Annotated in this window: 18 protein-coding genes; 7 read left to right on the top strand and 11 right to left on the bottom strand. The window is 71.6% G+C overall.

What is annotated here, in order from left to right:
• Positions 1-219: a hypothetical protein gene (locus ABD366_RS33520; protein WP_324772242.1), complete on the top strand. Its 219-nt coding sequence runs from the start codon at positions 1-3 to the stop codon at positions 217-219.
• Between the two features lie 9 nt (positions 220-228).
• On the opposite strand, the gene ABD366_RS33515 is transcribed toward ABD366_RS33520, so the two are convergent.
• The 3 genes from ABD366_RS33515 to ABD366_RS33505 form a co-directional block, all read right to left on the bottom strand.
• On the bottom strand, positions 229-816 hold the full coding sequence (locus ABD366_RS33515) for a TetR/AcrR family transcriptional regulator (RefSeq protein WP_324772241.1): 588 nt from the start codon (positions 814-816) through the stop codon (positions 229-231).
• A gap of 24 nt (positions 817-840) precedes the next feature.
• Positions 841-1,863, bottom strand: coding sequence for an aldo/keto reductase (locus tag ABD366_RS33510; protein ID WP_324772240.1), 1,023 nt, complete (start codon positions 1,861-1,863; stop codon positions 841-843).
• A 98-nt stretch (positions 1,864-1,961) separates the two neighbouring features.
• The gene (locus ABD366_RS33505; protein WP_324772239.1) at positions 1,962-3,392 is read right to left on the bottom strand and encodes an MFS transporter; all 1,431 of its coding nucleotides are present in this window, start codon (positions 3,390-3,392) and stop codon (positions 1,962-1,964) included.
• 112 nt (positions 3,393-3,504) lie between these two features.
• Between ABD366_RS33505 and ABD366_RS33500 the strand changes: the two genes are divergently transcribed.
• Positions 3,505-4,374: a helix-turn-helix transcriptional regulator gene (locus ABD366_RS33500; protein ID WP_324772238.1), complete on the top strand. Its 870-nt coding sequence runs from the start codon at positions 3,505-3,507 to the stop codon at positions 4,372-4,374.
• 72 nt (positions 4,375-4,446) lie between these two features.
• Here ABD366_RS33500 and ABD366_RS33495 read toward each other — a convergent pair whose 3' ends face one another.
• Positions 4,447-5,916: an MFS transporter gene (locus tag ABD366_RS33495; RefSeq protein WP_324772237.1), complete on the bottom strand. Its 1,470-nt coding sequence runs from the start codon at positions 5,914-5,916 to the stop codon at positions 4,447-4,449.
• A 247-nt stretch (positions 5,917-6,163) separates the two neighbouring features.
• Between ABD366_RS33495 and ABD366_RS33490 the strand changes: the two genes are divergently transcribed.
• The 4 genes from ABD366_RS33490 to ABD366_RS33475 all read left to right on the top strand — a co-directional run bounded on the left by ABD366_RS33490 (position 6,164) and on the right by ABD366_RS33475 (position 13,299).
• Positions 6,164-7,099 carry a helix-turn-helix transcriptional regulator gene (locus ABD366_RS33490; protein WP_324772236.1) on the top strand — a complete coding sequence of 312 codons (936 nt, stop codon included), beginning with the start codon at positions 6,164-6,166 and terminating at the stop codon, positions 7,097-7,099.
• A gap of 156 nt (positions 7,100-7,255) precedes the next feature.
• Complete coding sequence (gene dusB / locus ABD366_RS33485) at positions 7,256-8,395, top strand: tRNA dihydrouridine synthase DusB (RefSeq protein ID WP_324772235.1); 1,140 nt, start codon at positions 7,256-7,258, stop codon at positions 8,393-8,395.
• Between the two features lie 920 nt (positions 8,396-9,315).
• Positions 9,316-12,057: a pyruvate, phosphate dikinase gene (gene ppdK / locus ABD366_RS33480; protein WP_324772234.1), complete on the top strand. Its 2,742-nt coding sequence runs from the start codon at positions 9,316-9,318 to the stop codon at positions 12,055-12,057.
• A gap of 315 nt (positions 12,058-12,372) precedes the next feature.
• Positions 12,373-13,299, top strand: coding sequence for an oxidoreductase (locus ABD366_RS33475; RefSeq protein WP_324772232.1), 927 nt, complete (start codon positions 12,373-12,375; stop codon positions 13,297-13,299).
• 84 nt (positions 13,300-13,383) lie between these two features.
• Here the strand turns inward: ABD366_RS33475 and nirD are convergent, their stop codons facing one another.
• From nirD to ABD366_RS33460, 3 genes are read right to left on the bottom strand one after another with little or no spacing between them, the layout of a single operon-like run.
• Positions 13,384-13,743 (bottom strand): nitrite reductase small subunit NirD, encoded by a 360-nt coding sequence (nirD, locus tag ABD366_RS33470; RefSeq protein WP_324772231.1) that lies wholly within the window; start codon positions 13,741-13,743, stop codon positions 13,384-13,386.
• Positions 13,740-16,301, bottom strand: a complete 2,562-nt coding sequence (gene nirB / locus ABD366_RS33465) for a nitrite reductase large subunit NirB (protein ID WP_324772230.1) — start codon at positions 16,299-16,301, stop codon at positions 13,740-13,742. Before nirB ends, nirD begins: the two co-directional genes overlap by 4 nt.
• A 1-nt stretch (position 16,302) precedes the next feature.
• Complete coding sequence (locus tag ABD366_RS33460) at positions 16,303-17,508, bottom strand: NAD(P)/FAD-dependent oxidoreductase (protein ID WP_324772229.1); 1,206 nt, start codon at positions 17,506-17,508, stop codon at positions 16,303-16,305.
• 378 nt (positions 17,509-17,886) lie between these two features.
• Between ABD366_RS33460 and ABD366_RS33455 the strand changes: the two genes are divergently transcribed.
• Entirely contained in the window at positions 17,887-18,672 is a 786-nt protein-coding gene (locus ABD366_RS33455) for a sulfite exporter TauE/SafE family protein (protein WP_324772228.1), read from the top strand.
• 91 nt (positions 18,673-18,763) lie between these two features.
• On the opposite strand, the gene ABD366_RS33450 is transcribed toward ABD366_RS33455, so the two are convergent.
• The 4 genes from ABD366_RS33450 to ABD366_RS33435 form a co-directional block, all read right to left on the bottom strand.
• Positions 18,764-19,327, bottom strand: a complete 564-nt coding sequence (locus ABD366_RS33450; protein ID WP_324772227.1) for a hypothetical protein — start codon at positions 19,325-19,327, stop codon at positions 18,764-18,766.
• A 212-nt stretch (positions 19,328-19,539) separates the two neighbouring features.
• Positions 19,540-21,165, bottom strand: coding sequence for a M4 family metallopeptidase (locus ABD366_RS33445; RefSeq protein ID WP_324772226.1), 1,626 nt, complete (start codon positions 21,163-21,165; stop codon positions 19,540-19,542).
• Positions 21,166-21,614: 449 nt separating this feature from the next.
• Positions 21,615-23,720, bottom strand: coding sequence for a molybdopterin oxidoreductase family protein (locus tag ABD366_RS33440; RefSeq protein ID WP_324770611.1), 2,106 nt, complete (start codon positions 23,718-23,720; stop codon positions 21,615-21,617).
• A 96-nt stretch (positions 23,721-23,816) separates the two neighbouring features.
• Entirely contained in the window at positions 23,817-24,428 is a 612-nt protein-coding gene (locus tag ABD366_RS33435; protein WP_324770609.1) for a SanA/YdcF family protein, read from the bottom strand.
• Positions 24,429-24,838: the final 410 nt, after the last annotated feature.

The following is a 24,838-nucleotide window of genomic DNA, read 5'->3' as shown; positions in this document are numbered from 1 at the left end:
GTGCCTCACACGACGAACAACAAGGTCAGCCGCTGGGACCAGCACGGCCGCGGTCATGTCGTATGGATCGAACGGGTCGGGCTGCGGCGGCGGTTGACGTGCGAGACGTGCGGGTGGCGCAGGCCGGCGCGGTTCCTGCCGTGGATAAGACAGGCTCTCGAGGCGCGGGAGCACCTGGAGCGGGAGCACCAGGCGACCGTGGACCCCGGGGGTTCCTGAAGACGGGCCCTAGCGGGCGGCGATGCCGCGCAGCAGCAGGGTCAGCACCGTGTCGAACGACTGCTGGGCGCCGGGCCGTGACCACTCCGGCGCGTGCACCGGGTCGTGGAACTGGGTGGTGGCCTCGAAGAGGGCCCGGGCCGTGACGCCGATGTCCGGGGCCTCGAACCGGCCCTGGCCGACGCCCTCTTGGAGGATCGCGGTCAGCTGGTCCGTCAGCTCGTCGATGTGCGCGTAGACGACGTCGCTGTTCTCCCTCGCGAGCACCGAATACGTGTCGAACAGCTCGGGGTCGTCGCCCGCCTTGTGCCGCTTGGCGTCGAACAGGGCCGCGAACCAGAGCCGCAGCTTGGCGGGCGGCTCCTCCGGGCCCGCGACGACCTCGGCCAGCACCGCCGTCGTCCGGTCCAGCCAGCGCCTGGTGACCGCGCCGCGCAGCTCCGCCTTCGTACCGAAGTGCCGGTAGACCGAGCCGTGGCTGACCCCGAGCGCGCGCGCCACGTCGACCACGGTGGCCTTCGCGGCCCCGTGCCGGCGCAGCACGTCCTCGGTCGCGGCGAGGATGCGCTCGGGGGTCAGAGTTTCGGTCGGTGCCATGTCAGTGACCGTACCGGGCCCTGATCAGCGCTCGCTGTCGAGGTGTGCCATCTGCGCTGCCGGGTAGCGCTCGCCGGCCGCGGCGTCGGCGGGCACGGCCGCCTCGATCGCGGCGAGGTCGGCGGCGTCGAGGGTGACGTCGAGCGCGCCGAGGGCCTCGGTCAGACGGGCGCGGGTGCGGGCGCCGACCAGCGGCACGATGGCGGCGTCGTGCAGCGCGCCCTGGGCCAGTACCCAGGCGATCGCGATCTGCGCGACGCTCACGCCCTTCTGTTCGGCGATCTTGCGGAGCTGCTCGACGAGGCCGAGGTTGTGCCGGAGGTTCTCGCCCTGGAAGCGGGGGCTCATACCGCGGAAGTCGTTCGCGGCGAGCGTGCGGTCCTGGGTGAAGTGGCCGGAGATCAGGCCGCGCGACAGGACGCCGTACGCGGTGATGCCGATGCCCAGTTCGCGCACGGTCGGCAGGATCGACTCCTCGATGCCGCGCGAGATGAGGGAGTACTCGATCTGGAGGTCGGAGACCGGGGCGGTCGCGGCGGCCCGGCGGATCGTCTCCGCGCCGACCTCGGACAGGCCGATGTGCCGGACGTGGCCCTTCTCGATCAGCTCGGCGATCGCGCCGACGGTCTCCTCGATCGGCACGTCGGGGTCGAGGCGGGCGATCCGGTAGACGTCGATGTGGTCGACGCCGAGGCGCTGGAGGCTGTACGCGGCGAAGTTCTTCACGGCGGCGGGCCGCCCGTCGTAGCCGCTCCAGCCGCCGTCCGGGTCGCGCAGGGCGCCGAACTTCACGCTGGTCAGCGCCGCGTCGCGGGCCGCGGCCGGGGCGGTGCGCAGGGCCTCGCCGATCAGCATCTCGTTGTGACCCATCGCGTAGAAGTCCCCGGTGTCGAGGAGCGTGACGCCCGCGTCGAGGGCCGCGTGGATCGTGGCGATGGACTCGACGCGGTCGGCGTCGCCGTACAGGGCGGACATACCCATGCAGCCGAGGCCGAGGGCGGAGACGTGCGGGCCGGTGGTGCCGAGGGCTTGGGTGGAGAGGTTCATGCCTCCACCTTGGCATGACAGATGACAGATTTCAATATCTGTCATCTGTCACCTGTCATTTGTCACCCGTGGTGTGGTGTGCGCCGTCCCTCTGCGTGTCACACCACTTGTCGGGGCAGCCGCAGGCTCAGCCCCACCGTCAGTGCCACCGCCGCGAGCTGCACCAGCAGCGTCGTCACCAGGGCGTCGCGCATGCCCAGAGTGGGGTTCAGGGAGAGGAAGAGCGTGCCGAGCGTGGCCACGCCGAGCGCCAGGGCCGCCTGCTGGAACGTCGTCATCACACCGCTGCCGACCCCCGCCCGCGCCGACGGGACCTCGGACAGGATGATGCGGAAGAGGATGGGCAGCTGGAGCGCCTGGCCCGCCCCGGCGAGCGCCGCGCCCGGCAGCAGCTGGAGCACTCCGAGCTCCGGCCAGGTGTGCCGCGCCGCCAGCGCGATCAGCGCCACCCCGGCCGCCTGGACGAGACCGCCCGCCGTCACGACGCGCGTGCCCCAGCGGGCCACCAGGCGGGGGCCGGCCAGCGACGTGGCGAAGAAGACCGCCGCCATCGGGGCGAGCGCCAGACCCGCCGCGGTCGCGTCCAGCCGCTCGCCCTGCTGGAGCGCCACCGCGATCACGAACATGAACCCGCTGAACCCGACCGAGAACGGGACCACGAGCGCCAACCCCCGGCGCAACGAGACGAGTCGGAAGAGGGACGGCGGGATCAGCGGCGAGCCGCCCGCCCGGTCCGCCCGGCGCTCCACCGCGTAGAAGGCGTACGAGAGGACCGGGAACGCCGCCAGTGACAGCCAGGTCCACAGCGGCCAGCCCGCGGCCCGGCCCTCGGTCAGCGGGGCGAGAAGCGCGATCAGGGCGAGGGCGAGCAGCACCGTGCCGGGTACGTCGACCCGTTCGGGGCGCGCCGAGCGGGTCTCGGGGACCGCGCGGACCGTGAGGAGAAGGGCGACGACGACCACCGGCACGTTCACCAGGAACACCGAGCGCCAGCCCGAGCCGAACAGGTCCGCGGAGACGAGTACGCCGCCGAGCACCTGCCCCGCCACCATCGACAGGCCGGCCGTCGCCCCGTACATGCTCATGGCCCTGGCCCGGCGCGGACCGGCCGTCGTGGCCTGGATCGTGGCGAGCACCTGCGGCAGCATCGCGGCCGCCGCCGCGCCCTGCGCGACCCGCGCCACGACCAGCGTCCCGGCCGTCGGCGCCAGACCGCAGGCCAGCGAGGTGAGGCCGAACGCGGCCATGCCGCCGATGAACAGCCGGCGCCGCCCGAGCTGATCGCCGAGCCGGCCGCCCAGGACGAGCAGGACGGCGTAGGCGATGCCGTACCCGGCGACGACGAGTTCGAGGACCGGCTCGCTCGCCGACAGATCGCGGTCGATGGTGGGCAGGGCGACATTGACGATGAAGAAGTCGATGAGCGGAAGGGCCGCGCCGAGCAGCACCGTGAACAGGCCCGGGCCGCTCAGCGAGAAGCCGGGCGCCGCGGCGGGCGCGACCGGCGGGGACTGCGTAGGGGTGGTCATGGCACCGAGCGTCCGCCGCCGCTCAGGCTGGTACCAGAGTGTCCTTATCCTGGTAGAAGCTCTACCCGGAAACAGGATGGCCGTGCGCGGCGGCCGGGTACAGGCTGGGGAGATGACCACCATGACGCAGGACGCGCGGCCCACCGAGGTCCGGCGGCACGAGCTGGCCGGGTTCCTGCGCAGCCGCCGCGAGCGCATCACGCCCGAAGAGGTGGGCCTGCCGCGCGGCCGGCGCCGCCGCACGCCCGGGCTGCGCCGCGAGGAGGTCGCGCACCTGTCGGCGGTCGGCGTCACCTGGTACACGTGGCTGGAGCAGGCCCGGTCCATCCAGGTCTCGGCGCAGGTCCTCGACGCACTCGCCCGCACGCTGCGGCTCGACGCCGCCGAGCGCGCCCATCTGTTCGGCCTGGCCGGCGCGGTCGATCCGACCCCGGCGGCGAGCTGCCCCACGCTCACGCCCGAACTGCGGCAGATGCTCACGCAGTTGGAGCCGATGCCGGCCTGCGTGCAGAACAGCCGCTACGACATCCTCGCCTACAACCGCACCTACGGGCGGCTGCTGTGCGACCTGGACGCGATCGCGCCCGAGGACCGCAACATGATGCTCCTCGCGTTCACGCACGAGCAGTGGCGGTCCGCGATCGTCCACCGCGACGACGTGCTGCGCCTGATGGCCGCCAAGTTCCGGGCGGGCATGGCCGACCACCTCGCCGAGCCCGCCTGGAAGCTCGTACTGAAGCGGCTGCTCGATGAGTCCGCCGAGTTCCGTGAGCTGTGGGGCCGCCACGAGGTGGTGCGCTCGCAGCCCAACAGGGTCAAACACTTCCTGAACCCCTACGTGGGGCCGGTCGCCGTCGCGCACACCGATCTGTGGCTTGGCCGGGACAGCGGGGCGCGCATGGTGACGTACACCCCGGTGGACGACGTCTCCCGCGAACGCATCGGGCGCCTTTACGAGTTGGCGCTCAGCGCGACCGGGTGACCGGGGCCCGTGACCTGACTTCATGACCTGACTTCATGACCTGGCCTCATGACGTGGCCTCATGACGTGGCCTCATGACCCGGCGGCCGCTCGGGCCGCTGCCGCGTCCTCCGGCTCCTCGAGGCGTTCGGCGGTCCGCCGCGCCGTCTCCCGCGCCCAGTGGCCGCTGGTCAGCGCCCCGAGGACCAGCACCGCGAGGCCGCAGCCGGTGATGATCCACCAGCAGCCCCGGCTGGCTCCGACGAAGGCCTGCGCGTACGAGGATCCGGCGACGCCCGACGCGAGGACCGCGCCGATGACGGCGACGCCGAGGGTCTGCCCGATCTGCCGGCTCGTGGAGGCGACGGCGGCCGCGACACCGGCCTGGGCGCGCGGCATGCCGGAGACGGCGGTGTTCGTGATGGGCGCGTTGACGAAGCCGAAGCCGATGCCGAACAGGACGTAGCCGACGAACAGCGTGACGTTCGACGTCTCCGCGTCGAACGCCGCGAACAGGACGCCGCTGGCCGTCATCATCACGCCCGCGACCAGCAGCGGCAGCCGCGGCCCCCGGTTGCCGACGAGCCGCCCGGACAGCGGCGCGCAGACCAGCGTCATCGCCGCCATCGGCAGCATCCACAGGCCCGCGTGCAGGGCGTCCAGGCCGCGCACGTTCTGGAGGTAGAGCGTGGACAGGAAGAGGAAGCCGCCGAGCGCGGCGAAGCCGCAGACCGCGATGACCGTGGCCCCGCTGAACGGCGCCGACCGGAAGAACCGCAGGTCGATGAGCGGCTCGGGGCGGCGCGGCTCGTACAGCAGGATTCCGGCGAGCGAGGCGACGGCGACCGCCGCGCAGGCGATATTCCGCGCCGACGTCCAGCCCGCCTCCGGCGCCTCGATGATCGCGTACGTCAGTGAACCGAGCAGCGCGATGACCAGGAGCTGGCCGACCGGGTCCGGGCGGCGGGCCTTGGGGGCGCGGGACTCGGGAACGTAGCGGAGGGTGAGCAGGAGCGCGGCGAGGCCCACGGGCAGATTGATCCAGAAGATCGAACGCCAGCCGACCGAATCCACCAGCACGCCGCCCACCAGCGGCCCCGCGGCCATCGAGATGCCGACGACACCGCCCCACACACCGATGGCGCGGGCCCGCTCACGCGGATCGGTGAACGTGTTCGTGATGATCGACATCGCGACCGGGTTGAGCATCGAGCCGCCCACCGCCTGCACCATCCGGAACGCCACCAGCATGTCCAGGTTCGGCGCGAGCGAGCAGGCCACCGACGCCGCCGTGAACACGATGAGCCCGGTCATGAAGACCTTGCGCCGTCCGATCCGGTCGGCGGTCGAACCGGCCAGCATCAGCAGTGCGGCCAGCACCAGCGTGTAGGCGTCGATCGTCCACTGCATGCCCGAGAGCGTGGCGTCGAAGTCCTTCGCCATGGAGGGGAGGGCGACGTTCAGGACGGTGTTGTCGAGACTGACGATCAGCAGGCTCATGCAGCAGATCGCGAGGACGAGCATGCGCCTCTGATGGGTGAGGGTCGGTGGTGCGTCGGGCATGTTTTCGACGGTATCCGGAATGCCGCGGGGGTGGGCACGTGAGTCCATGCGTGCGTTCATGCGTGCCTCCATGCGTGATTCATGCGTGAGTCCATGCCGACCAGCGTCGTCGCCCGCTCAGACGGGTACCAGAGTCTCCTTATCGTGTTACAGGCAGTACCTGGCAACAGGATGAGGGCGGGGGCATCCTGGTGGCATGAGCACGGGGGCAGCATGAGCACGGGGGCAAAATGAGCAGGGGGACGGTATGACCGTTGGAACGCCGGCCGCTACGACGGCCGAGGTGCGCCGCGCCGAGCTGGCCGCGTTCCTGCGCAGCCGCCGCGAGCGCATCACACCTGACCAGGTCGGCCTGCCGGGCACCGCCCGCCGCCGCACCCCGGGCCTGCGCCGCGAGGAGGTCGCCCATCTCGCCTCGGTCGGCATCACCTGGTACACGTGGCTGGAGCAGGGCCGCGCCATCAACGTCTCGGCCGGCGTCCTGGACGCCATCGCCCGCGCCCTGCTCATGGACCCCACCGAGCGCGCCCACGCCTTCGCCCTCGCCGGGACGGCCGACCCGCGCGCCGAGACGATGTCCCCGGCCGTCACCCCGACGGTCCTGCGCATGCTGAGGCGCCTGGAGCCCTACCCGGCCGAGGTGAAGAACGCCCGCTACGACGTCCTCGCCCACAACCGGGCCTACGTCGACGTCTTCGGCGACCCCGCCGAACTCGACCCGGCCCACCGCAACGCCCTGTGGATGATGTTCATGAACGACCGCTGGCGCGTCCGCTTCCTCGACCGTGACGTCATGCTCCCCGAGCTCATCGCCAAGTACCGCAAGGCGATGGCCGAACATGTCGCCGACCCCGCGTGGAAGGCCCCCGTCGACGAACTCCTCGCGGTCTGCCCGGAGTTCCGCGAGCTGTGGGAGCGGCGCGAGGTCGCGTCGATGGTCTCGCACGTGAAGCGCTACGAGCATGTGGACCCGGAGATCGGTCTGCTGAACCTGGAGCACCGGCACATGTGGCTGGCGCCGGAGACGGGGGCGTACCGCGTCGTCGCGTACGTGCCCGCGGACGACGAGACCGAGGAGCGGTTGGAGAGGTTGGCGCGGGTGGAGCGGGTGGAGCGGGCGGCGCGGGTGGAGCGGGTGGAGCGGGTGGAGCGGGCGGCGCGGGTGGCGGTTGGGCCGGGCTGACCGGACTCGGAGCCCTTCCATGCGGGCCCCTGGCCGGGTTGGGAGCCCTTCCGTGGGGGCCCCGGGCCGGGTTCGGAGCCCTTCCGTGCGGGCCCCTGGCCGGGTTCGGAGAACGTTCCGTGCGGACCCCCGTTCGGCGTACGAGACAATAGGGGCATGACCGTTTCGACCACGCCCCTCGCCATCGGACCGCACGCCGTCGTCCCGCCCGTGGTCCTCGCGCCCATGGCCGGGATCACGAACGCGCCCTTCCGGACCCTGTGCAGGGAGTTCTCCGGCGGCAAGGGCCTCTTCGTCAGCGAGATGATCACGACGCGGGCGCTGGTCGAGCGCAACGAGAAGACCATGCAGCTGATCCACTTCGACGCGAGCGAGAAGCCCCGTTCGATCCAGCTGTACGGGGTCGACCCGGCCACCGTCGGCAAGGCCGTCCGCATGATCGCGGAGGAGGACCTCGCCGACCACATCGACCTGAACTTCGGCTGCCCCGTCCCCAAGGTCACGCGCAAGGGCGGCGGCTCCGCGCTCCCGTACAAGCGGCCTCTGCTGCGGGCGATCCTGCGCGAGGCCGTGACCGGTGCGGGCGACCTCCCGGTCACGATGAAGATGCGCAAGGGCATCGACGACGACCACATCACGTTCCTCGACGCCGGCCGGATCGCCGTCGAGGAGGGCGTGACCGCGATCGCGCTGCACGGGCGGACCGCTGCGCAGCACTACGGCGGGACCGCCGACTGGGACGCCATCGCCCGGCTCAAGGAGCACGTCCCCGAGATCCCCGTCCTCGGCAACGGCGACATCTGGTCCGCGGACGACGCGCTGCGCATGGTCCGCGAGACCGGCGTGGACGGGGTCGTCGTCGGCCGGGGCTGCCTCGGCCGGCCGTGGCTCTTCGCCGACCTCGTCGCGGCGTTCGAGGGGCGGCCCGACCGGGTACGGCCCACGCTGCGTGTGGTCGCCGACGCGATGGTGCGGCACGCGTCCCTGCTCGGGGAGTGGATCGGGGACGAGGCGCGCGGGGTCATCGACTTCCGCAAGCACGTCGCCTGGTACCTCAAGGGGTTCGCGGTCGGTTCCGAGATGCGCAAGCGGCTGGCGATCACCTCGTCCCTGGCCGAGCTCCGGGCCGGTCTGGACGAGCTGGACCTGGAGCAGGAGTGGCCGGCGGGCGCGGACGGGCCCCGGGGGCGGACGTCCGGCAACAACCGGGTCGTGCTTCCGGACGGGTGGTTGCGGGACCCGTACGACTGGGCGGGGCTCTCCGAGGATGCGGAGTTGGACACGTCCGGGGGCTGATCGGCTCGCCCCGCCGCGTCTGAACCTCTCTCGCTGTCGGCCGCGGGTGGGTGAGGGCTGGTCGCGCAGTTCCCCGCGCCCCTGAAGGCCTGCGGGGTGTGCGTGTACGCCGCCTATGCCTGTGCGGGCACGCGCGCGCCGCGTCCGATCGCGTCTCGTCGCCGTCCGCGGCCCCGGTGGGGGCTGGTCGCGCAGTTCCCCGCGCCCCTGGAGCGTGCGGCTTCGCCGCTGCGCTGTGGGGGTGTGTGCGTTGGGCGCGGCCCTGGTGGGGGCTGGTCGCGCAGTTCCCCGCGCCCCTGGGGCGTGCGGCTTCGCCGCTGCCCCTGAGGTGGCGCACGTAGTGCGCATTTCAGGGGCGCGGGGAACTGCGCGGGCAACCCCCACCGGGGTGCGGTCGACCATCCACCGTCACCGTCCACGATCGTGATCGCCCAAGATCTGGCCGGATCAACCACCCCGCCGCACGCGAGCCGCACCCCACCGTCGCGACCCACCCCCACCCTGACCGGCCCCGTCAAAGCGACCAGCGCGTCCGCATGGTGAAACCACCCCGCCCGAACCCCGCTTCAAACGGCGTGATTCTCGCCACCCCTGATCACCTTCACGCTCAGATGAGCGGAAATTCGCTGACTGCACTTCTCCAAGCCCTGGCACTCAGTGCCACTGCTCGATCATTTATGATCTGAACGCACATGAGAGCGCACACTGCTCATGTGAGCGATTTACCGGGTCTACGGGAGTTGACCCTTCAGGAAGTGAACTCACGCCACCGAGCGCCCGTACCCGGCGGTCACTTTCGATCTCCTGGCGGACGGGTGGTTACGGCCGCATGACAGCAAAGTGGACGTACCCAGGGGCCTTGGATCTGGGTATGTTCCTCGCCGTCAGGGCAGCCACCGAGCCTCGAGGAGTCGAGACCCGTGTCGGAAAACAAAGATCCTCAGGTAACCGATCAGGTAACCGATCAGGGCGCGAAGTTCGTCTATGACTTCACCGAGGGGAACAAGGACCTCAAGGACCTTCTCGGCGGCAAGGGTGCCAACCTCGCCGAGATGACCAACCTGGGGCTTCCCGTCCCGCCGGGCTTCACGATCACCACCGAGGCCTGCAAGGTCTACCTCGACAGCGGCGCCGAACCGGTGGCACTGCGTGACGAGGTCGGTGCGCACCTCGACGCCCTCGAGAAGAAGATGGGCAAGAAGCTCGGCCAGGCCGACGACCCCCTTCTCGTGTCGGTCCGTTCGGGCGCCAAGTTCTCCATGCCCGGCATGATGGACACCGTCCTCAACATCGGCCTCTCCGACAAGTCGGTGCAGGGCCTCGCCAAGCAGGCCGGCGACGAGCGCTTCGCCTGGGACTCGTACCGCCGCCTCATCCAGATGTTCGGCAAGACCGTGCTCGACGTCGACGGCGACCTCTTCGAGGACGCGCTGGAGAAGGCCAAGCACGCCAAGAAGGTCACGGTCGACACCGACCTCGACGCGGCCGACCTGAAGAAGCTCGTCACCCGCTTCAAGAAGATCGTCAAGACCGAGGCCGGGCGCGACTTCCCGCAGGACCCGCGCGAGCAGATGGACCTCGCCATCCACGCGGTCTTCGACTCGTGGAACACCGACCGCGCCAAGCTGTACCGCCGCCAGGAGCGCATCCCCGGCGACCTCGGCACGGCCGTCAACGTCTGCTCCATGGTCTTCGGCAACCTCGGCCCCGACTCCGGCACCGGCGTCGCCTTCACCCGCGACCCCGCCTCGGGCCACCAGGGCGTCTACGGCGACTACCTGCAGAACGCGCAGGGCGAGGACGTCGTCGCCGGCATCCGCAACACGGTGCCGCTCGCCGAGCTGGAGCAGATCGACAAGAAGTCGTACGACCAGCTCATGCAGATCATGGAGACCCTGGAGAACCACTACAAGGATCTCTGCGACATCGAGTTCACCATCGAGCGCGGCCAGTTGTGGATGCTCCAGACCCGCGTCGGCAAGCGGACGGCCGGTGCCGCCTTCCGTATCGCCACCCAGCTCGTCGACCAGGGCCTGATCGACGAGGCCGAGGCCCTCCAGCGGGTCACCGGCGCGCAGCTCGCGCAGCTGATGTTCCCGCGGTTCGACGACGAGGCGAAGGTCGAGCTGCTCGGCCGGGGCATCGCCGCGTCGCCGGGCGCCGCCGTCGGCAAGGCCGTCTTCGACACGTACACCGCGATCAAGTGGTCGCGCTCCGGCGAGAAGGTCATCCTGGTCCGCCGCGAGACCAACCCCGACGACCTCGACGGCATGATCGCCGCCGAGGGCATCCTGACCTCGCGCGGCGGCAAGACCTCGCACGCGGCCGTCGTCGCGCGCGGCATGGGCAAGACCTGTGTCTGCGGCGCCGAGGAGCTGAACGTCGACACCAAGCGGCGGCGGCTGACCGTCGGCGACGTGGTGGTCGAGGAGGGCGACACGATCTCCATCGACGGCTCCACCGGCAAGGTGTACCTCGGCGAGGTGCCCGTCGTGCCGTCCCCGGTCGTCGAGTACTTCGAGGGCCGTATGCACGCCGGCGCGGACGACGCCGACGAACTGGTCGGCGCCGTGCACCGGATCATGGCCTACGCGGACCGAGTACGCCGCCTGCGCGTACGGGCCAACGCCGACAACGCCGAGGACGCCCTGCGCGCCCGCCGGTTCGGCGCCCAGGGCATCGGCCTGTGCCGCACCGAGCACATGTTCCTCGGTGAGCGCCGCGAGATGGTCGAGAAGCTGATCCTCGCCGACACGGACACCGAGCGCGAGGAGTCCCTCAAGCAGCTCCTGCCGCTCCAGAAGCAGGACTTCGTCGAGCTGTTCGAGGCGATGGACGGACTGCCGGTCACCATCCGGCTGCTCGACCCGCCGCTGCACGAGTTCCTGCCCGACATCACCGAACTGTCGGTGCGCGTCGCGCTCGCCGAGTCCCGCCAGGACAACAACGAGAACGACCTGCGGCTGCTCCAGGCCGTTCACCGGCTGCACGAGCAGAACCCGATGCTGGGTCTGCGCGGCGTGCGGCTCGGGCTCGTCATCCCCGGCCTGTTCGCCATGCAGGTACGCGCCATCGCCGAGGCGGCCGCCGCCCGCAAGAACGCCAAGGGCGACCCGCGCGCCGAGGTCATGATCCCGCTCGTCGGCACCGTCCAGGAGCTGGAGATCGTCCGCGAGGAGGCCGACCGCGTCATCGCCGAGGTCCAGGAGCAGAGCGGCGTCCAGCTGAAGCTCGCCATCGGCACCATGATCGAGCTGCCCCGCGCCGCCCTCACGGCCGGCCAGATCGCCGAGGCGGCCCAGTTCTTCTCCTTCGGCACGAACGACCTCACCCAGACCGTCTGGGGCTTCAGTCGCGACGACGTGGAGGCCTCCTTCTTCACCGCGTACCTGGAGAAGGGCATCTTCGGGGTGTCGCCGTTCGAGACGATCGACAAGGACGGCGTGGGCTCCCTGGTGCGCAGCGCCGTCGAGGCGGGCCGGGCCACGCGACCCGACCTGAAGCTCGGCGTCTGCGGTGAGCACGGCGGCGACCCGGAGTCGGTCCACTTCTTCCACGAGGTCGGCCTCGACTACGTCTCCTGCTCGCCGTTCCGTATCCCGGTCGCCCGTCTCGAAGCGGGCCGCGCCGCCTCCTCGTCGGCGGGCAGCGACCACCGGTAGGGCCCCGGCCTCCGGAGCCGCCGTCGGTCCCCGACCCTCACCGATCGGCGGCGGCTCCGGTGCGAGACGGAGGGCGGCACCCCTGTGCGGGGGGTGCCGCCCTTTCCGTACGCGCCCTGTGCGGGGCGGCGTGCCCGCGGTACGCGTGCGGTGCGGGGCGGCGCGCCCGCGGTACGCGTGCGATGCGGTGCGGCGCGGTTGAGCGGAACCCTGTCGGGTAGGCAGCCGAGTTCACTGTCGGGTCAGGGAGCCGGTGTCGGATCCGCTGTTCGGCAAGCCACCCGGAACGAACGACCACCTCCAGGGAGCCCCACCATGAGCGGCTGGAACGCCGGCAACATCCCCGATCTCCGCGGCCGCACGGCCGTGGTCACCGGCGCCAACAGCGGCATCGGCTACGTCACCGCGCGCGAGCTGGCCCGCGCCGGCGCCCACACCGTGCTCGCCTGCCGCAGTGCGCGGCGCGGCACCGACGCGCTGGACCGGCTCCGCGCCGAAGTACCCGGCGCCGCGGCCGAGTTCGCGGCTCTGGACCTCGGAAGCCTGGACACCGTGAGGGAGTTCGCGGCCGCTTGGCAGGACCGGCGCCTCGACCTGCTCGTCAACAACGCCGGGGTCATGGCGCTGCCGTTCGGGCACACGGCCGACGGGTTCGAGACGCAGTTCGGCGTCAACCACCTCGGCCACTTCGCGCTGACCGGCCTGCTGCTGCCGAACCTGCTCGACGCGCCCGCCGCCCGCGTCGTGTCCGTCTCCAGCGGGCTGCACGTCCTGTCCAACATCGACATCGCCGACCTCAACAGCGAGCGGCACTACCGGCGCTGGGTGGCCTACGGCCGGTCGAAGACCGCCAATCTGCTGTTCGTGCACGAACTGGCGCGGCGCGTCGCCGCCACCGGCGCGGGCCTCGTCGCCGCCGCCGCGCACCCCGGCTACGCCTCCACGTCGTTGCAGACCCGCGGTGTCCGGATGGAGGGGCGCAAGGGCGCCGAGCGCTTCGTCGAAGTGGGCAACCGCGTCTTCGCGCAGTCCGCCGAGGCCGGGGCCCTGCCGACGCTCTACGCGGCGACCGCCCCCGACGTGCGCCCCGACGGCTTCTACGGGCCACGCGTGCTGATGTGGCGCGGGGCGCCCACCCGGTCGTGGCGCGCGTCGTGGACGCTCAACGATGTCGCGGGGGAGCGGCTGTGGGCGGCGTCGGAACAGCTGACCGGCGTCACGTTCCGCGGCCTGCGGGGATGACTGGGGCGGACCCAGGGCGGACCCGGGGGCGTAGCGACATGGCAGAGGCGCGCAGGGTCGGCCCCTGCGCGCCTCCGTGCGCCGCTACGCGGTGCGTACCGCGTAGGCCTCGACCGTGGTCGTCTCGTCGTCCAGGCAGCGCCCCGTCTCCAGGTCGAAGCGCTGCTTCAGCAGGGGCGACGCCACGAACGGGCGCCCCGACGCCGAGCCGAGCAGTCCGCGCGACAGCACCGCCGCGCCGGTGAACGGATCCGTGTTGTCCACCGCGTACAGGCGGCCCGCGCGGTCGAGGAAGAGCGCCGCCTGTCGGCCGTCGGGGAGCAGGGCCGCGACCCCGCGGCCCGGCGTCAGACGGTCCAGTCCACAGACGGTGAACCAGGATCCGTCGAGGCCGAGTTGAACCGAAAGCGTCGTCTTCTCGGGGGCGATCGTCGTCATCGTCATCGGACAGCCAGTCCTTCCAGGGGGATCAGCGGCAGTTCGGGCTTGATCTGGTCGCGCTCCGGGACGAAGCGGACCGTCGGGTCCGGGGTGTCGGGGGCGTTGACGAAGGAGACGAAGCGGGCCAGGCGCTCCGGGTCCTCGATGGTCTCGGACCACTCGTCGCGGTAGTGCGCGACGTGCGCGGCCATCAGCGCCTCCAGCTCGTCGCAGAGACCGAGCGAATCGTGCACGACGACATCCCGTACGTGGTCGAGGCCGCCGTCGATCCGGTCCAGCCAGGCGGCGGTCCGCTCCAGACGGTCGCCGGTGCGGATGTAGAACATCAGGAACCGGTCGATCAGCCGGATCAGTTCGGCGTCGCTCAAGTCCTGCGCCAGCAGATCGGCGTGACGGGGCGTCATGCCGCCGTTGCCGCCCACGTACAGGTTCCAGCCGTTGGCCGTGGCGATGACCCCGAAGTCCTTCGACTGGGCCTCGGCGCACTCCCGGGCGCACCCGGAGACCGCCGACTTCAGCTTGTGCGGTGCCCGCAGGCCGCGGTAGCGCAGCTCCAGATCGATCGCCATGCGCACCGAGTCCTGCACGCCGTACCGGCACCAGGTCTGCCCGACGCAGGACTTCACGGTGCGCAGCGACTTGCCGTACGCGTGCCCCGACTCGAACCCCGCGTCCACCAACCGAGCCCAGATCATCGGCAGTTGGTCGACGCGCGCGCCGAACAGGTCGATGCGCTGACCACCCGTGATCTTCGTATAGAGGTTGAAGTCGCGCGCCACCTCGCCGATGACGATGAGCTTGTCCGGGGTGATCTCGCCGCCCGGGATGCGCGGCACGACCGAGTACGAGCCGTTCTTCTGAAGGTTGGCGAGGAAGTGGTCGTTCGTGTCCTGGAGCGCCGACTGCTCGCCCTCCAGGACGTAGCCGTCCGCGCCGATCGTCGGGGCCAGCGAGGCGATGATCGAACCGACCGTCGGCTTGCAGACCTCGCAGCCCTCCCCGCCGCGCGCCTCCTCACGCCCGTGCTCGTCCAGCAGCCGCGCGTACGTCGTGATCCGCTTGACGCGCACGATCTCGTACAGCTCCTGGCGCGTGTGCTTGAAGCAGCCGCACAGCCCGTCGTCACCCGACTTCGGCAGCAGCTGCCCGATGAGCTTGACGCAACTCCCGCACCCTGTACCGGCCTTGGTGCACTTCTTCACCTCCGGCAGCGAGGTGTGCTCGCAGATCTCGCCCTTGGTGACGTTGTGGCAGGAGCAGATGACGGCGTCGGCGGGCAGCGCCTCCGGGCCGAGCTGCGCCGGGGCGCCCGCGCCCGCCGGCAGCACCAGCTGCTCCGGGGCGAGCGGCGGCACGGTCCCGGTCAGCGCGCGCAGCGTCCCGTACGCCTCCGCGTCACCGACGAGGATGCCGCCGAGCAGCTCGCCCTCGGCGCCGATGACCAGCTTCTTGTACGTGCCCGAACGCGAGTCGGAGTAGACGACGTCGAGGCAGCCCTCGCTCGCCCCGTGCGCGTCACCGAAGGACGCGACGTCCACGCCGAGCAGCTTCAGCTTGGTGGAAAGATCGGCGCCGGTGAATCCGGTGGTCTCCTGCTCGGCGATGGCCGTCGCGGCCGTCACCGCCATCTCGTAGCCCGGCGCCACCAGGCCGTACACCCGGCCGTCCGCCGCCAGCGCGCACTCGCCGATCGCGAACACATCCGGGTCGCTGGTGCGGCACTGCTCGTCCACGGCTATGCCGCCGCGCTCGCCCACCGTCAGGCCCATCTCGCGGGCGAGTTGGTCGCGCGGCCTGACACCCGCCGAGAAGACGACGAGGTCGGTCGCCAGCTCCGAGCCATCCGACAGCTTCATGCCGCTGACGACGGATCCGCGCTCCGGGTCCGCCACGATCTCCTGCGTGCCCACGCCGGTGTGGACGGACAGGCCCATGTCGGTGATCGTGCGGAGCAGGGCCGCGCCGCCGCCCTCGTCCACCTGGACCGGCATCAGGCGCGGCGCGAACTCCACGATGTGCGTCGTCAGGCCGAGGCCCTGGAGCGCCCCCGCCGCTTCGAGGCCGAGGAGGCCGCCGCCGACCACGGCGCCGACCGTCGCGTGCTTCTTCGCGTACTCCTCGATCGCGTACAGGTCCTCGATCGTGCGGTACACGAAGCAGCCCGTCGTGTCCTTGCCCGGAACCGGCGGCACGAACGGGTACGAGCCCGTGGCCAGCACCAGCGCGTCATAGGTCACGGTGAGACCGGAGCGGGCGCGCACGGTGCGCGTGGCGCGGTCGATCTCCACAGCCGGGTCGCCCAGGTGCAGCTCGATGCCGTGCTGCTCGATGAACTCCGGGTCCGTCATCGACAGTTCCTCGGGCGTCGTGCCCGAGAAGTACGAGGTGAGGTGGACCCGGTCGTAGGCGGGCCGCGGCTCCTCGCACAGGACGACCACGCGGTGCGTTTCGGTGAGGCCGCGCTCGGCCGCCGCTTCGAGGAAGCGCTGGCCGACCATGCCGTGACCGACGAGGACGAGGGTGCGCTTCGAGAGGGCGGGCGTGGGCTTTGAGGTCGCCATGTCAGAGGCCTCCGTCGTTGGTGAGCAGGTGGAGCAGCGGCGCGCCGTCGTCGGCGGGCAGCGATTCGTTCGATTCCCAGGCGTGCGCGAGCGCGCCGACCCCGCCCAGCGCGCCGACCAGGACCCCGCCGACCAGCCGGTCGCCGCGCACCACGACCCTGCGGTACGTGCCGCGCGTCGCGTCCGCGAGCTGGACGACGTCGTCCCCGGGCAGCGGCTCGGTCTCGCCGAACGCGGCCAGGTCCAGCGGGTCCGCGGAATGGGGGAGGGTCAGCCGGGTGAGCGTGCGGGTCCCGGTGTACTTCTTCGTACCGCCGGTGAGCAGACCCGCCAGCGCGTCGGCCTGTTCCAGCGCCGGTGTGGCGAGCCCGTAGACCGTGCCGTCATGCTGCGCGCAGTCGCCCACGGCGTAGATGTGCGGGTCGCTCGTGCGCAGTTCGTCGTCGACGACGATGCCCCGGCGCACCTCGAGCCCGGCGGCGCTCGCGAGCCCCGTCCGGGGTCGGGCGCCGCAGGCCAGGACGGTGACATCGGTGCCGAGCACGTAACCGTCGTGCAGTTCCACGCGGCGTACGTGGCCGTCGACCACGCCGACAGCCCGCACCCTGCACTCCGTGTGGATCTCGACCCCGAGCGACGTGAGGTGCTTGCGCACCAACTCCGATGACGCCGGATCCAGTTGGCGCTCCATGACCCGCTCGGCCTGCTGCACGAGCACCACCTGCGCGCCGCGCCGGGCCAGCGCGCGGGCCGCCGAGACACCTAGCAGACCGCCGCCGACCACGACCGCGCGAGTCCCCTGCGTCACCGCCTGCGACAGCGCCAGACAGTCGTCCATCGTGCGGAACGCGTGCACTCCGCCCGGCAGTTCGGTCGCCCCCTCCTTGAACAGGCCCCGCAGCGGCGGCAGCACCGGGTTCGCGCCGGTGGCCAGGACCAGCGTGTCGTACGCGACCTCGTCACCGCTCTCGCACTGCACCACCCGCCGGGCACGGTCCACGCGGACCGCACGGGTGTGGAGGCGGGGCCCGGGAGTCGCCGGCAGCTCGATGACGTCGGGGCCGTAAGCGCCCGCCAGGACCTCGGCGAGCAGCACCCGGTTGTACGGGGCGTGCGGCTCCTCCCCGATCAGCACCGCACGCTCGCCCAGACGGCGGGCGAGGAGGGTGCCGGCCAGGCCGGTTCCGATGACGACGACGCGATTCATGCTTCGTAGCGTGCGGGGCGGGTGTTTCCCGGTGGCGTCCCGTCGGTTTCCCGGGGGGAACGGTGGGCTCAGCGGAGGGGGTGGGCGGGTGTGAGGGGGCCGGGGTTGTCATGGGCTCGCGTTTTGGCAGCGGGCCGGTGGGGGCTGGTCGCGCCGTTCCCCGCGCCCCTGAGATGCGCACTGCGCGCGCCATCGCACGGGCGCGCGCCCTCATGGGGCTGCGGCGGAGCCGCATGCTCCAGGGGCGCGGGGAACGGCGCGCTCAGCCCCCACCGGGCCTAAAACGACAAGACGTCCCGTGTCTCCCCGAGCTCAGGGAACCCTCAAGTCTCCGGGTATTCGTGGACGGCACACCTATCCCGTCCATAGGGTCGGACCATGCCTGACATATCCCTGACCACCGTCGTCGTGCTCTGCCTCGCCGCCCTCGCGGCCGGCTGGATCGACGCGGTGGTGGGCGGCGGCGGCCTCCTGCTCCTGCCCGCGCTGCTGCTCGGCCTGCCGAACTCCGCCGCGGCCGGCCCGTACGCGCTCGGCACCAACAAGGCCGTCGCCATCGTCGGCACCACCGGCGCCGCCGTCACCTACGCCCGCAAGGCCCCCGTGGACGTACGCCTCGCCGTCCGCATCGGCACGGCCGCCCTCGTGGGCTCGACCGGCGGGGCGCTGCTCGCCGCGGGCATGAGCACGGACCTCCTCAAGCCGATCGTGATGGTGGTCCTCGTCGCCGTCGGCGCCTTCGTGATCTTCCGGCCGGCCTTCGGCACCGCCCCGAGCGCGACCCCCGTCTCGCCCCGCCGGGTCCTCGCCGCGATCGGCCTCGCGGGCCTCGGCATCGGCTTCTACGACGGTCTCATCGGACCCGGCACGGGCACGTTCCTGGTCCTCGCGCTGACCGCCATCCTCCACCTCGACCTCGTCACGGCCTCCGCCACCGCCAAGATCGTCAACTGCTGCACCAACGCCGGCGCGCTCGCGATGTTCGCCTACAAAGGCACCGTCTACTGGCAGCTCGCCGCCCTCATGGCCGTCTTCAACCTCGCGGGCGGGATGGTGGGTGCCCGTACCGCCCTGAAGCGCGGCGCCGGATTCGTACGGATCGTTCTGCTGACGGTGGTGTGCGCGCTCGTGGTGAAGATGGCCTACGAGCAGTGGGTGGCCTGATCCGATCCGGCCTGGTCCGGCGTGGTCCGGTCCGGCGTGGTCTGGCCCGATCTGGTGGTCCGGCCTGCCGGCCTGGCCTGCCGGCCTGGCCTCAGAGCCCGTCGCCCCTCGCCCTGCGATGCAGAAGCCAGGTGCCTCCCGCCGCCGCCACGGCCAGCGCCGCCACGCCCGCCGCCGTCGGTACGGGGTCCGGGCCGAGCGGGCCGGCGGTCCCCGCCTTCATCGGCTCCCTCGGCCGCTCCCTCGGCATCTGCGGGCCCGGCGCGCCCGCCCCTGCCCCCGTCCCCGCGAGCGACACGATCAGGTCGCCCGTCACCTCCGTGCCGTCGGAGCAGCGGGCGACGATCTCGTACGTTCCCGGCTGCGCCGACGCCGGCACCGCGAATCGTCCTGCGGCCTGCGCGGGATCCGGGGCGGGGCCCGGCGCGGAGGGGACCGGGGCCAGGGTGAAGGGGCCCGGCCCCAGCGTTCCCGCCTCCACCGCGGCCGACCCCCGCGCGCCGCAGGCCGTCGTGCTCACCGTGACCGTGCCGCCCGGCACCGCCGTCGCGGGGTACACCTCCAGGCCGCCCTGCGCCGCGGCGACGGGTGCCGCCGTGACGCCGGCGACAGTCAGGGCGAACGCGGCGGCGGTCAGACACAGGCCTGTGCGCATCGTGCTTGCTCCTTCGCGGGCGGCGGGTGCGCCCTGCAAACACGAGATAAGTACCTATCGTCCCGGTGCGCCTGTTGATGTTTCGTCAGGAGAGTGGTGTATGCGCCGATTGTGATGTGGTGGCAGGTTTGTTTGCGCTGGTCAGCCTGCGTGTCGCGGTTTGCCCGGCGGGCCGCCGCGCCTGCCGCGCGGTCGGGTGAACGGACACGGCGTCAGTTCACCGACACCGCCGACCATGTCGCCGTCACCGCCGCGTACTCCGCGCTGCCCGCCCCGTACAGATCCTTCGCCGCACTGAGCGTCGCCGTGCGCGCCCCCGCGTACTTCGTCGACGACGTCATGTACACCGTCAGCGCCCGGTACCAGATCTTGCCGAGCTTCTCCTTGCCGATGCCCGCCAGGGTCGTACCGTCGCACGTCGTGCCCGTGTGCTCCACCCCGCCGAACACCTTCGTCCCCGTGCCCTCCGCCAGCAGGTACGCGAAGTGGTTGGCTATGCCGGAGGAGTAGTGCACATCCAGGTTCCCGACACTTGAACTCCAGCAGTCCGGCGAGCTCCCGTCCTTGCTCGGGCGGTCCATGAAACGCAGCGCCGCCTTGCCGAAGCCCGGCTTGACGAGTTTCTCGCCGATCCGCCAGTCGCCCGGGTCGGACGCGTTGTCCGCGTGGAACTCCACGAGCGTCCCGAAAATGTCCGATGTCGCCTCGTTCAGGCCGCCCGACTCACCGGAGTAGGTCAGCGCCGCCGTCTTCGACGTCACCCCGTGCGTCATCTCGTGGCCCGCCACGTCGAGCGCGACCAACGGGCCGAACGTCGTCCCGTCGCCGTCCCCGTACGTCATGCAGAAGCAACTGTCGTCCCAGAACGCGTTGTTGTACTTGTTCCCGTAGTGGACCCGGTTGTACGAGCCCTTGCCGTCGCCCGCTATGCCGTTCCGGTTGTGGACCTGCTTGTAGTAGTCCCACGTCTGGTCCGTGCCGTACTGCGCGTCCACCGCCGCGCTCGCCCGGTCGGCGTTCGCGCCCGAACCCCAGCGGTTGTCCGCGTCCGAGTAGAGCGTCGCCGGGGCGCGGCTCAGGCAGATGCCGAGGATGCAGAGATCCGTCTTGTTCTGCGCGTCGCCCGTGTACGTGCCGCCGCGCGTCGCGTCCTTCAGCTGGTACGAGGTGCCCGACCGCGTCGTCTCCAGCGGGACCGTGCCGGAGTAGAGCGACCTGCCGTCACCGGACGCCGTCTCTATGCCGTCCCACGCGTCCATCTGTTTGCCCGTCAGCGCGTCCGTGAGCACCACGCGGGACACCGGGTTGCCGAGCGAGTCCTTCGCCGTGGTGTCCGTGCGCCAGGCCAGGGTCGGTGCGCCGTGCAGGGCGTCCACCACCAGGAGCGGCTTGGAGAGCAGCCTGCTCAGCGTCGTGCCGGGGTTGGCCGTGCGCAGTGCTTGTGCGGCGAGGTCCGCGGCCTTCGGGGCCTTGACCCTGGGGGTCGTGCTGGGGACTTCGAGGGTGCCCTGGGTTGCTCGGTCGGCGCCCTTGTAGGTGCCTGACCGGGTCAGGTGTACGACGAAGTCGCCGCCCAGGACGGGGAGGTGGCGGAACGTCCGGTCGTAACGGACGTGCTGGGTGCCGTCCTCGTCCACGATCACGTCGCGGACGGAGGGGGTCTGGGCCGGGGTCAGGTCCAGGGCGGCGGCGTTGGTGGTGAGGGCGGTGGCTGCGGCTGCCAGGGTGTTTGTGCGGGTGGGTGGGGGTGTGGGGGAGGCGCTCGCTGTGGCCGTGGGTGTCAAGGCCGTGGCCAGGAGGCAGGCTGCGGCCGCGATGGTGGTCCGGGTGGGTCTCATTGATCATTTTTAGGGGGTCATGACAAGGCGCGTCCAGGGTGTGGGGGTGCCGAGGGTGTGAAGGTGGAGCGCGTGAATGGAGGGTGGCTGGTTGCGGTTTGGTCGGCGGCTGGCGGGTTCGTTGTGGCCGGTGTGTGGGTGGGGGCGGGGGCGGTCGGGGTATGTCCGTGCTCGCCATCTCGATGTCGTCGCCGGTTGCGTCGGTAGCCGTGGCCAGGGGCAGGGGTGCTGCGCGCGGACATACCCCGCCCACCCCCTCCCGTTGTCCCCTACCTGTCCGCCGACGTCGTTCTTCCAAGCCCTTCCGGCTGTCGCCGACCCAGCCCCTGCGGCTGGCCGCCCCAATCAAGCCCCTCCGGCTGCCCCATCCAAGCCCCTCCGGCGATTGAGGAGCGGGGGCTGGGGCGGAGCCCCGGGGCTCGACACCGGCGCCGGGTACATCGGCATCGTCAACCGCCCGCGCGAGCCACCCGCACCGCACAAACCTTGAACTCCGGCATACGAGACGTGGGATCCAGCGCCGGATTCGTCAGGGTATTGACACGCCCCAGCCCGGGCCAATGAAAGGGCATGAACACCGTGTCGGGCCGAATCGTAGGGGTGAGCCGGGCCGGAGCCTGCGCCTCGCCACGACGGGAAGTGACCGTCACGGCGTCACCCTCCGCGATACCCAGACGCGCGGCCAGCCTCGGATGAAGCTCCACGAACGGCCCCGGCGCCGCCTTGTTCAGCTCGGCCACACGGCGCGTCTGCGCCCCCGACTGGTACTGCGCCACGACCCGCCCCGTCGTCAGATGGAGGGGGTACTCCCCGTCCGGCTCCTCCGCCGCCGGGCGATGCGACACGGGAACGAAACGGGCCCGGCCGTCCTCCGTGTGGAATTCGTCCAGGAAGAGGCGCGGCGTGCCCGGGTGTTCGGGGTCGGGGCACGGCCAGTGCAGAGCATCGCCCTGTGCCAGGCGGGCGTAGGAGATGCCCGCGTAGTCCGCAGGGCCGCCGGCCGACGCGCGGCGGAGTTCGTCGAAGACCTCTTCCGGGGCGGTGGGGAAGCCCTTCTCCAGTTCGGGTGCCAGGCGGGCGGCCAGGTCCCGGAGTACGTCCAGGTCCGAGTGGACCCCGGGGGGCGGGGCCACGGCTTGCCGGCGTAGGAGGACGCGGCCCTCGAGGTTCGTTGTCGTTCCCGATTCCTCGGCCCATTGCGTCACCGGGAGGACCACATCGGCCAGTTCGGCCGTCTCGGACAGGACCACGTCCGCCACTGCCAGGAAGTCGAGTGAGCGGAGTCGCTCCTCTATGTGCGCGGCGCGGGGGGCCGAGATCACCGGGTTCGACGCCATGACCAGCAAGGAGTGGATGTCTTCGCCGAGCGCGTCCAGGAGTTCGTACGCGGAACGGCCGGGGGCGGGGAGGTCGTCCGGGTCCACGCCCCAGATCTCCGCGACGTGGGCTCGGGCCGCCGGGTCCGTCAGTTTGCGGTAGCCCGGCAACTGGTCGGCCTTCTGGCCGTGTTCACGACCGCCCTGCCCGTTGCCCTGGCCGGTCAGGCAGCCGTAGCCGGACAGCGGGCGGCCGGGGCGGCCCGTGGCCAGGGCCAGGTTGATCCAGGCCCCCACCGTGTCCGTGCCCTTGGACTGCTGTTCGGGACCTCGGGCCGTCAGCACCATCGCGTGGTCGGGTGCCGTGAAGAGGCGTACGGCCTCGCGCAGGTCCGGGAGCGGAACGCCCGTCACCCGTTCCACGTACTCCGGCCAGTGCGCCATCGCCGCGGACCGCGCCGCCTCCCAGCCCTGGGTGCGCTCGCGCACGTACTCCTCGTCGACCTTGCCCTCCGCCACCACCAGGTGCAGCATCCCGAGCGCCAGCGCCAGGTCGGTGCCCGGGCGCGGGGCCAGATGCAGGTCCGCCTGGTCGGCGGTGCGGGTGCGGCGGGGGTCGATGACGATCAGCTTGCCGCCGTTGTCCTTCAGCTCCGTGAGGTAGCGCAGCGCCGGCGGCATCGTCTCGGCCAGGTTCGAACCGACCAGGATGACGCAGCCCGTGCGCGGGATGTCCTCCAGCGGGAACGGCAGACCCCGGTCCAGGCCGAACGCCTTCTGGCCAGCGGCTGCCGCCGACGACATGCAGAAGCGGCCGTTGTAGTCGATCTGCGAGGTGCCGAGGACCGTACGGGCGAACTTGCCGAGCGCGTACGCCTTCTCGTTGGTGAGTCCGCCGCCGCCGAAGACCGCGCACGCGTCCGGGCCGTGTGCCGTACGGGTGCGGGCCAGGCCCCCGGCGATCGCGTCCAGTGCCTCGTCCCAGGTGGCCGGTTCCAGGTGGCCGTCGGCCGAGCGGATCAAGGGGGTCGTCAGGCGGGCCCCGGGGGAGAGGACCTCTGCCGCGCTCTGGCCCTTTCCGCACAGCGCTCCGCGGTTCACCGGGAAGTCCGCCCGGCCCGCGACCGCCACGCCCGCGCCCGACGCGTCCGGCGTGAGCGTCATGCCGCACTGCAGCGCGCAGTACGGGCAGTGCGTGGGGGTGGAGGCCGGGGGCGGTGGGCTGGTCTGCGTGTGCATGGCCCCAGGGTGCGCCGGTCTTGTTACGCGGCGCTGGCGGGCGTGGTTACGCAGGTGGTACGCACATCTCGCAGTGGGCGGCGGGCGGGTGTGAGGTCAGCGCGGCTCGCTCAGCGCCCGGCGGATGCCGTCCTCCTTCGCGCCCAGGAAGTGGGGATCGGGGCGGATCATGACGTCCAGCGCCGCCTTGCCCGCCGCCAGCACCTCCCGGGCCCCGCCCGCGTACCAAATCAGGTCGTGCCGCTCATCCACCCCGACCCCGTACGCCGACACGCCCGCCGCCTCGCAGAGCGCCACCGCCCGCCGGACGTGGAAGGCCTGGCTGAGCAGCACCGCCCGGTCCACCCCGAAGATCTTCTTGGCGCGTACGCACGAGTCCCAGGTGTCGAACCCGGCGTAGTCGCTGACCACGGCCCCGTCCGGGACCCCGTGCCTGGTCAGGTACGTCCTCATCGCGTCGGGCTCGTCGTAGTCGGTGCGGCTGTTGTCCCCGGTGACGAGGACGGCGCGGACCCGGCCCGCCCGGTACAGCTCCGCCGCCGCGTCCAGGCGGTGAGCCAGATAGGGAGAAGGCTCGCCCTGCCACAGGCCCGCCCCGAACACCATCGCCACATCCGTACGCGGCACGTCGGCGGTCGACCGCAGCCGGTCCCCGGTCGACGTGAACAGCCACGTCGCCGGCAGCAGCGCCACCACACACACCACCATGACCCCCTGCAACGCCAGCCGCTGCCCCCGCCGAGTACGAGGCAGACGCGGACGCGGACGCGGATGCGGACGCGACAGACGCAGACGCACAAGAACCTCCGGTGGACGCCAACTGGTGAGTGGCGGGCGGTGAGTGGCGGGCGGCGAGTGGCGAGTGGCTTACGAAGCTAGGAGACGTCCTACGGGGGCAGATGGTTCGGGCCCGCGCAGCCGGGAGGCAACGCCCGCGGAACCGGGACACGGACGGGGGAGCGGTCGTTGAACCGGATCAGCCCTCCGGTGATCAGTCAGGTACGAGACGGGAGGGGGCGGTCGGGGTATGTCCGCGCGCAGCACCCCAGCCCCTGTCCAGGGCTACCGACGCAACCGGCGATGACATCGAGATGGCGAGCACGGACATACCCCGACCG

Source organism: Streptomyces kunmingensis (assembly GCF_039533535.1).
Taxonomy (GTDB): Bacteria; Actinomycetota; Actinomycetes; order Streptomycetales; family Streptomycetaceae; genus Streptomyces; species Streptomyces kunmingensis.
This window is presented reverse-complemented; position numbering and strand designations above follow the sequence as displayed.

What these genes read in the sequence shown, in the direction of transcription:
- ABD366_RS33495 (WP_324772237.1), bottom strand. Translation starts at nt 5,916, where the DNA reads ATGCCCGACGCACCACCGACCCTCACCCATCAGAGGCGCATGCTCGTC.
- ABD366_RS33475 (WP_324772232.1), top strand. Translation starts at nt 12,373, where the DNA reads ATGAGCGGCTGGAACGCCGGCAACATCCCCGATCTCCGCGGCCGCACG.
- ABD366_RS33490 (WP_324772236.1), top strand. Translation starts at nt 6,164, where the DNA reads ATGACCGTTGGAACGCCGGCCGCTACGACGGCCGAGGTGCGCCGCGCC.
- ABD366_RS33445 (WP_324772226.1), bottom strand. Translation starts at nt 21,165, where the DNA reads ATGAGACCCACCCGGACCACCATCGCGGCCGCAGCCTGCCTCCTGGCC.
- dusB (WP_324772235.1), top strand. Translation starts at nt 7,256, where the DNA reads ATGACCGTTTCGACCACGCCCCTCGCCATCGGACCGCACGCCGTCGTC.
- ABD366_RS33510 (WP_324772240.1), bottom strand. Translation starts at nt 1,863, where the DNA reads ATGAACCTCTCCACCCAAGCCCTCGGCACCACCGGCCCGCACGTCTCC.
- ABD366_RS33440 (WP_324770611.1), bottom strand. Translation starts at nt 23,720, where the DNA reads ATGCACACGCAGACCAGCCCACCGCCCCCGGCCTCCACCCCCACGCAC.
- nirD (WP_324772231.1), bottom strand. Translation starts at nt 13,743, where the DNA reads ATGACGATGACGACGATCGCCCCCGAGAAGACGACGCTTTCGGTTCAA.
- ABD366_RS33450 (WP_324772227.1), bottom strand. Translation starts at nt 19,327, where the DNA reads ATGCGCACAGGCCTGTGTCTGACCGCCGCCGCGTTCGCCCTGACTGTC.
- nirB (WP_324772230.1), bottom strand. Translation starts at nt 16,301, where the DNA reads ATGGCGACCTCAAAGCCCACGCCCGCCCTCTCGAAGCGCACCCTCGTC.
- ABD366_RS33515 (WP_324772241.1), bottom strand. Translation starts at nt 816, where the DNA reads ATGGCACCGACCGAAACTCTGACCCCCGAGCGCATCCTCGCCGCGACC.
- ABD366_RS33435 (WP_324770609.1), bottom strand. Translation starts at nt 24,428, where the DNA reads ATGGTGGTGTGTGTGGTGGCGCTGCTGCCGGCGACGTGGCTGTTCACG.
- ABD366_RS33455 (WP_324772228.1), top strand. Translation starts at nt 17,887, where the DNA reads ATGCCTGACATATCCCTGACCACCGTCGTCGTGCTCTGCCTCGCCGCC.
- ABD366_RS33460 (WP_324772229.1), bottom strand. Translation starts at nt 17,508, where the DNA reads ATGAATCGCGTCGTCGTCATCGGAACCGGCCTGGCCGGCACCCTCCTC.
- ABD366_RS33505 (WP_324772239.1), bottom strand. Translation starts at nt 3,392, where the DNA reads ATGACCACCCCTACGCAGTCCCCGCCGGTCGCGCCCGCCGCGGCGCCC.
- ABD366_RS33500 (WP_324772238.1), top strand. Translation starts at nt 3,505, where the DNA reads ATGACCACCATGACGCAGGACGCGCGGCCCACCGAGGTCCGGCGGCAC.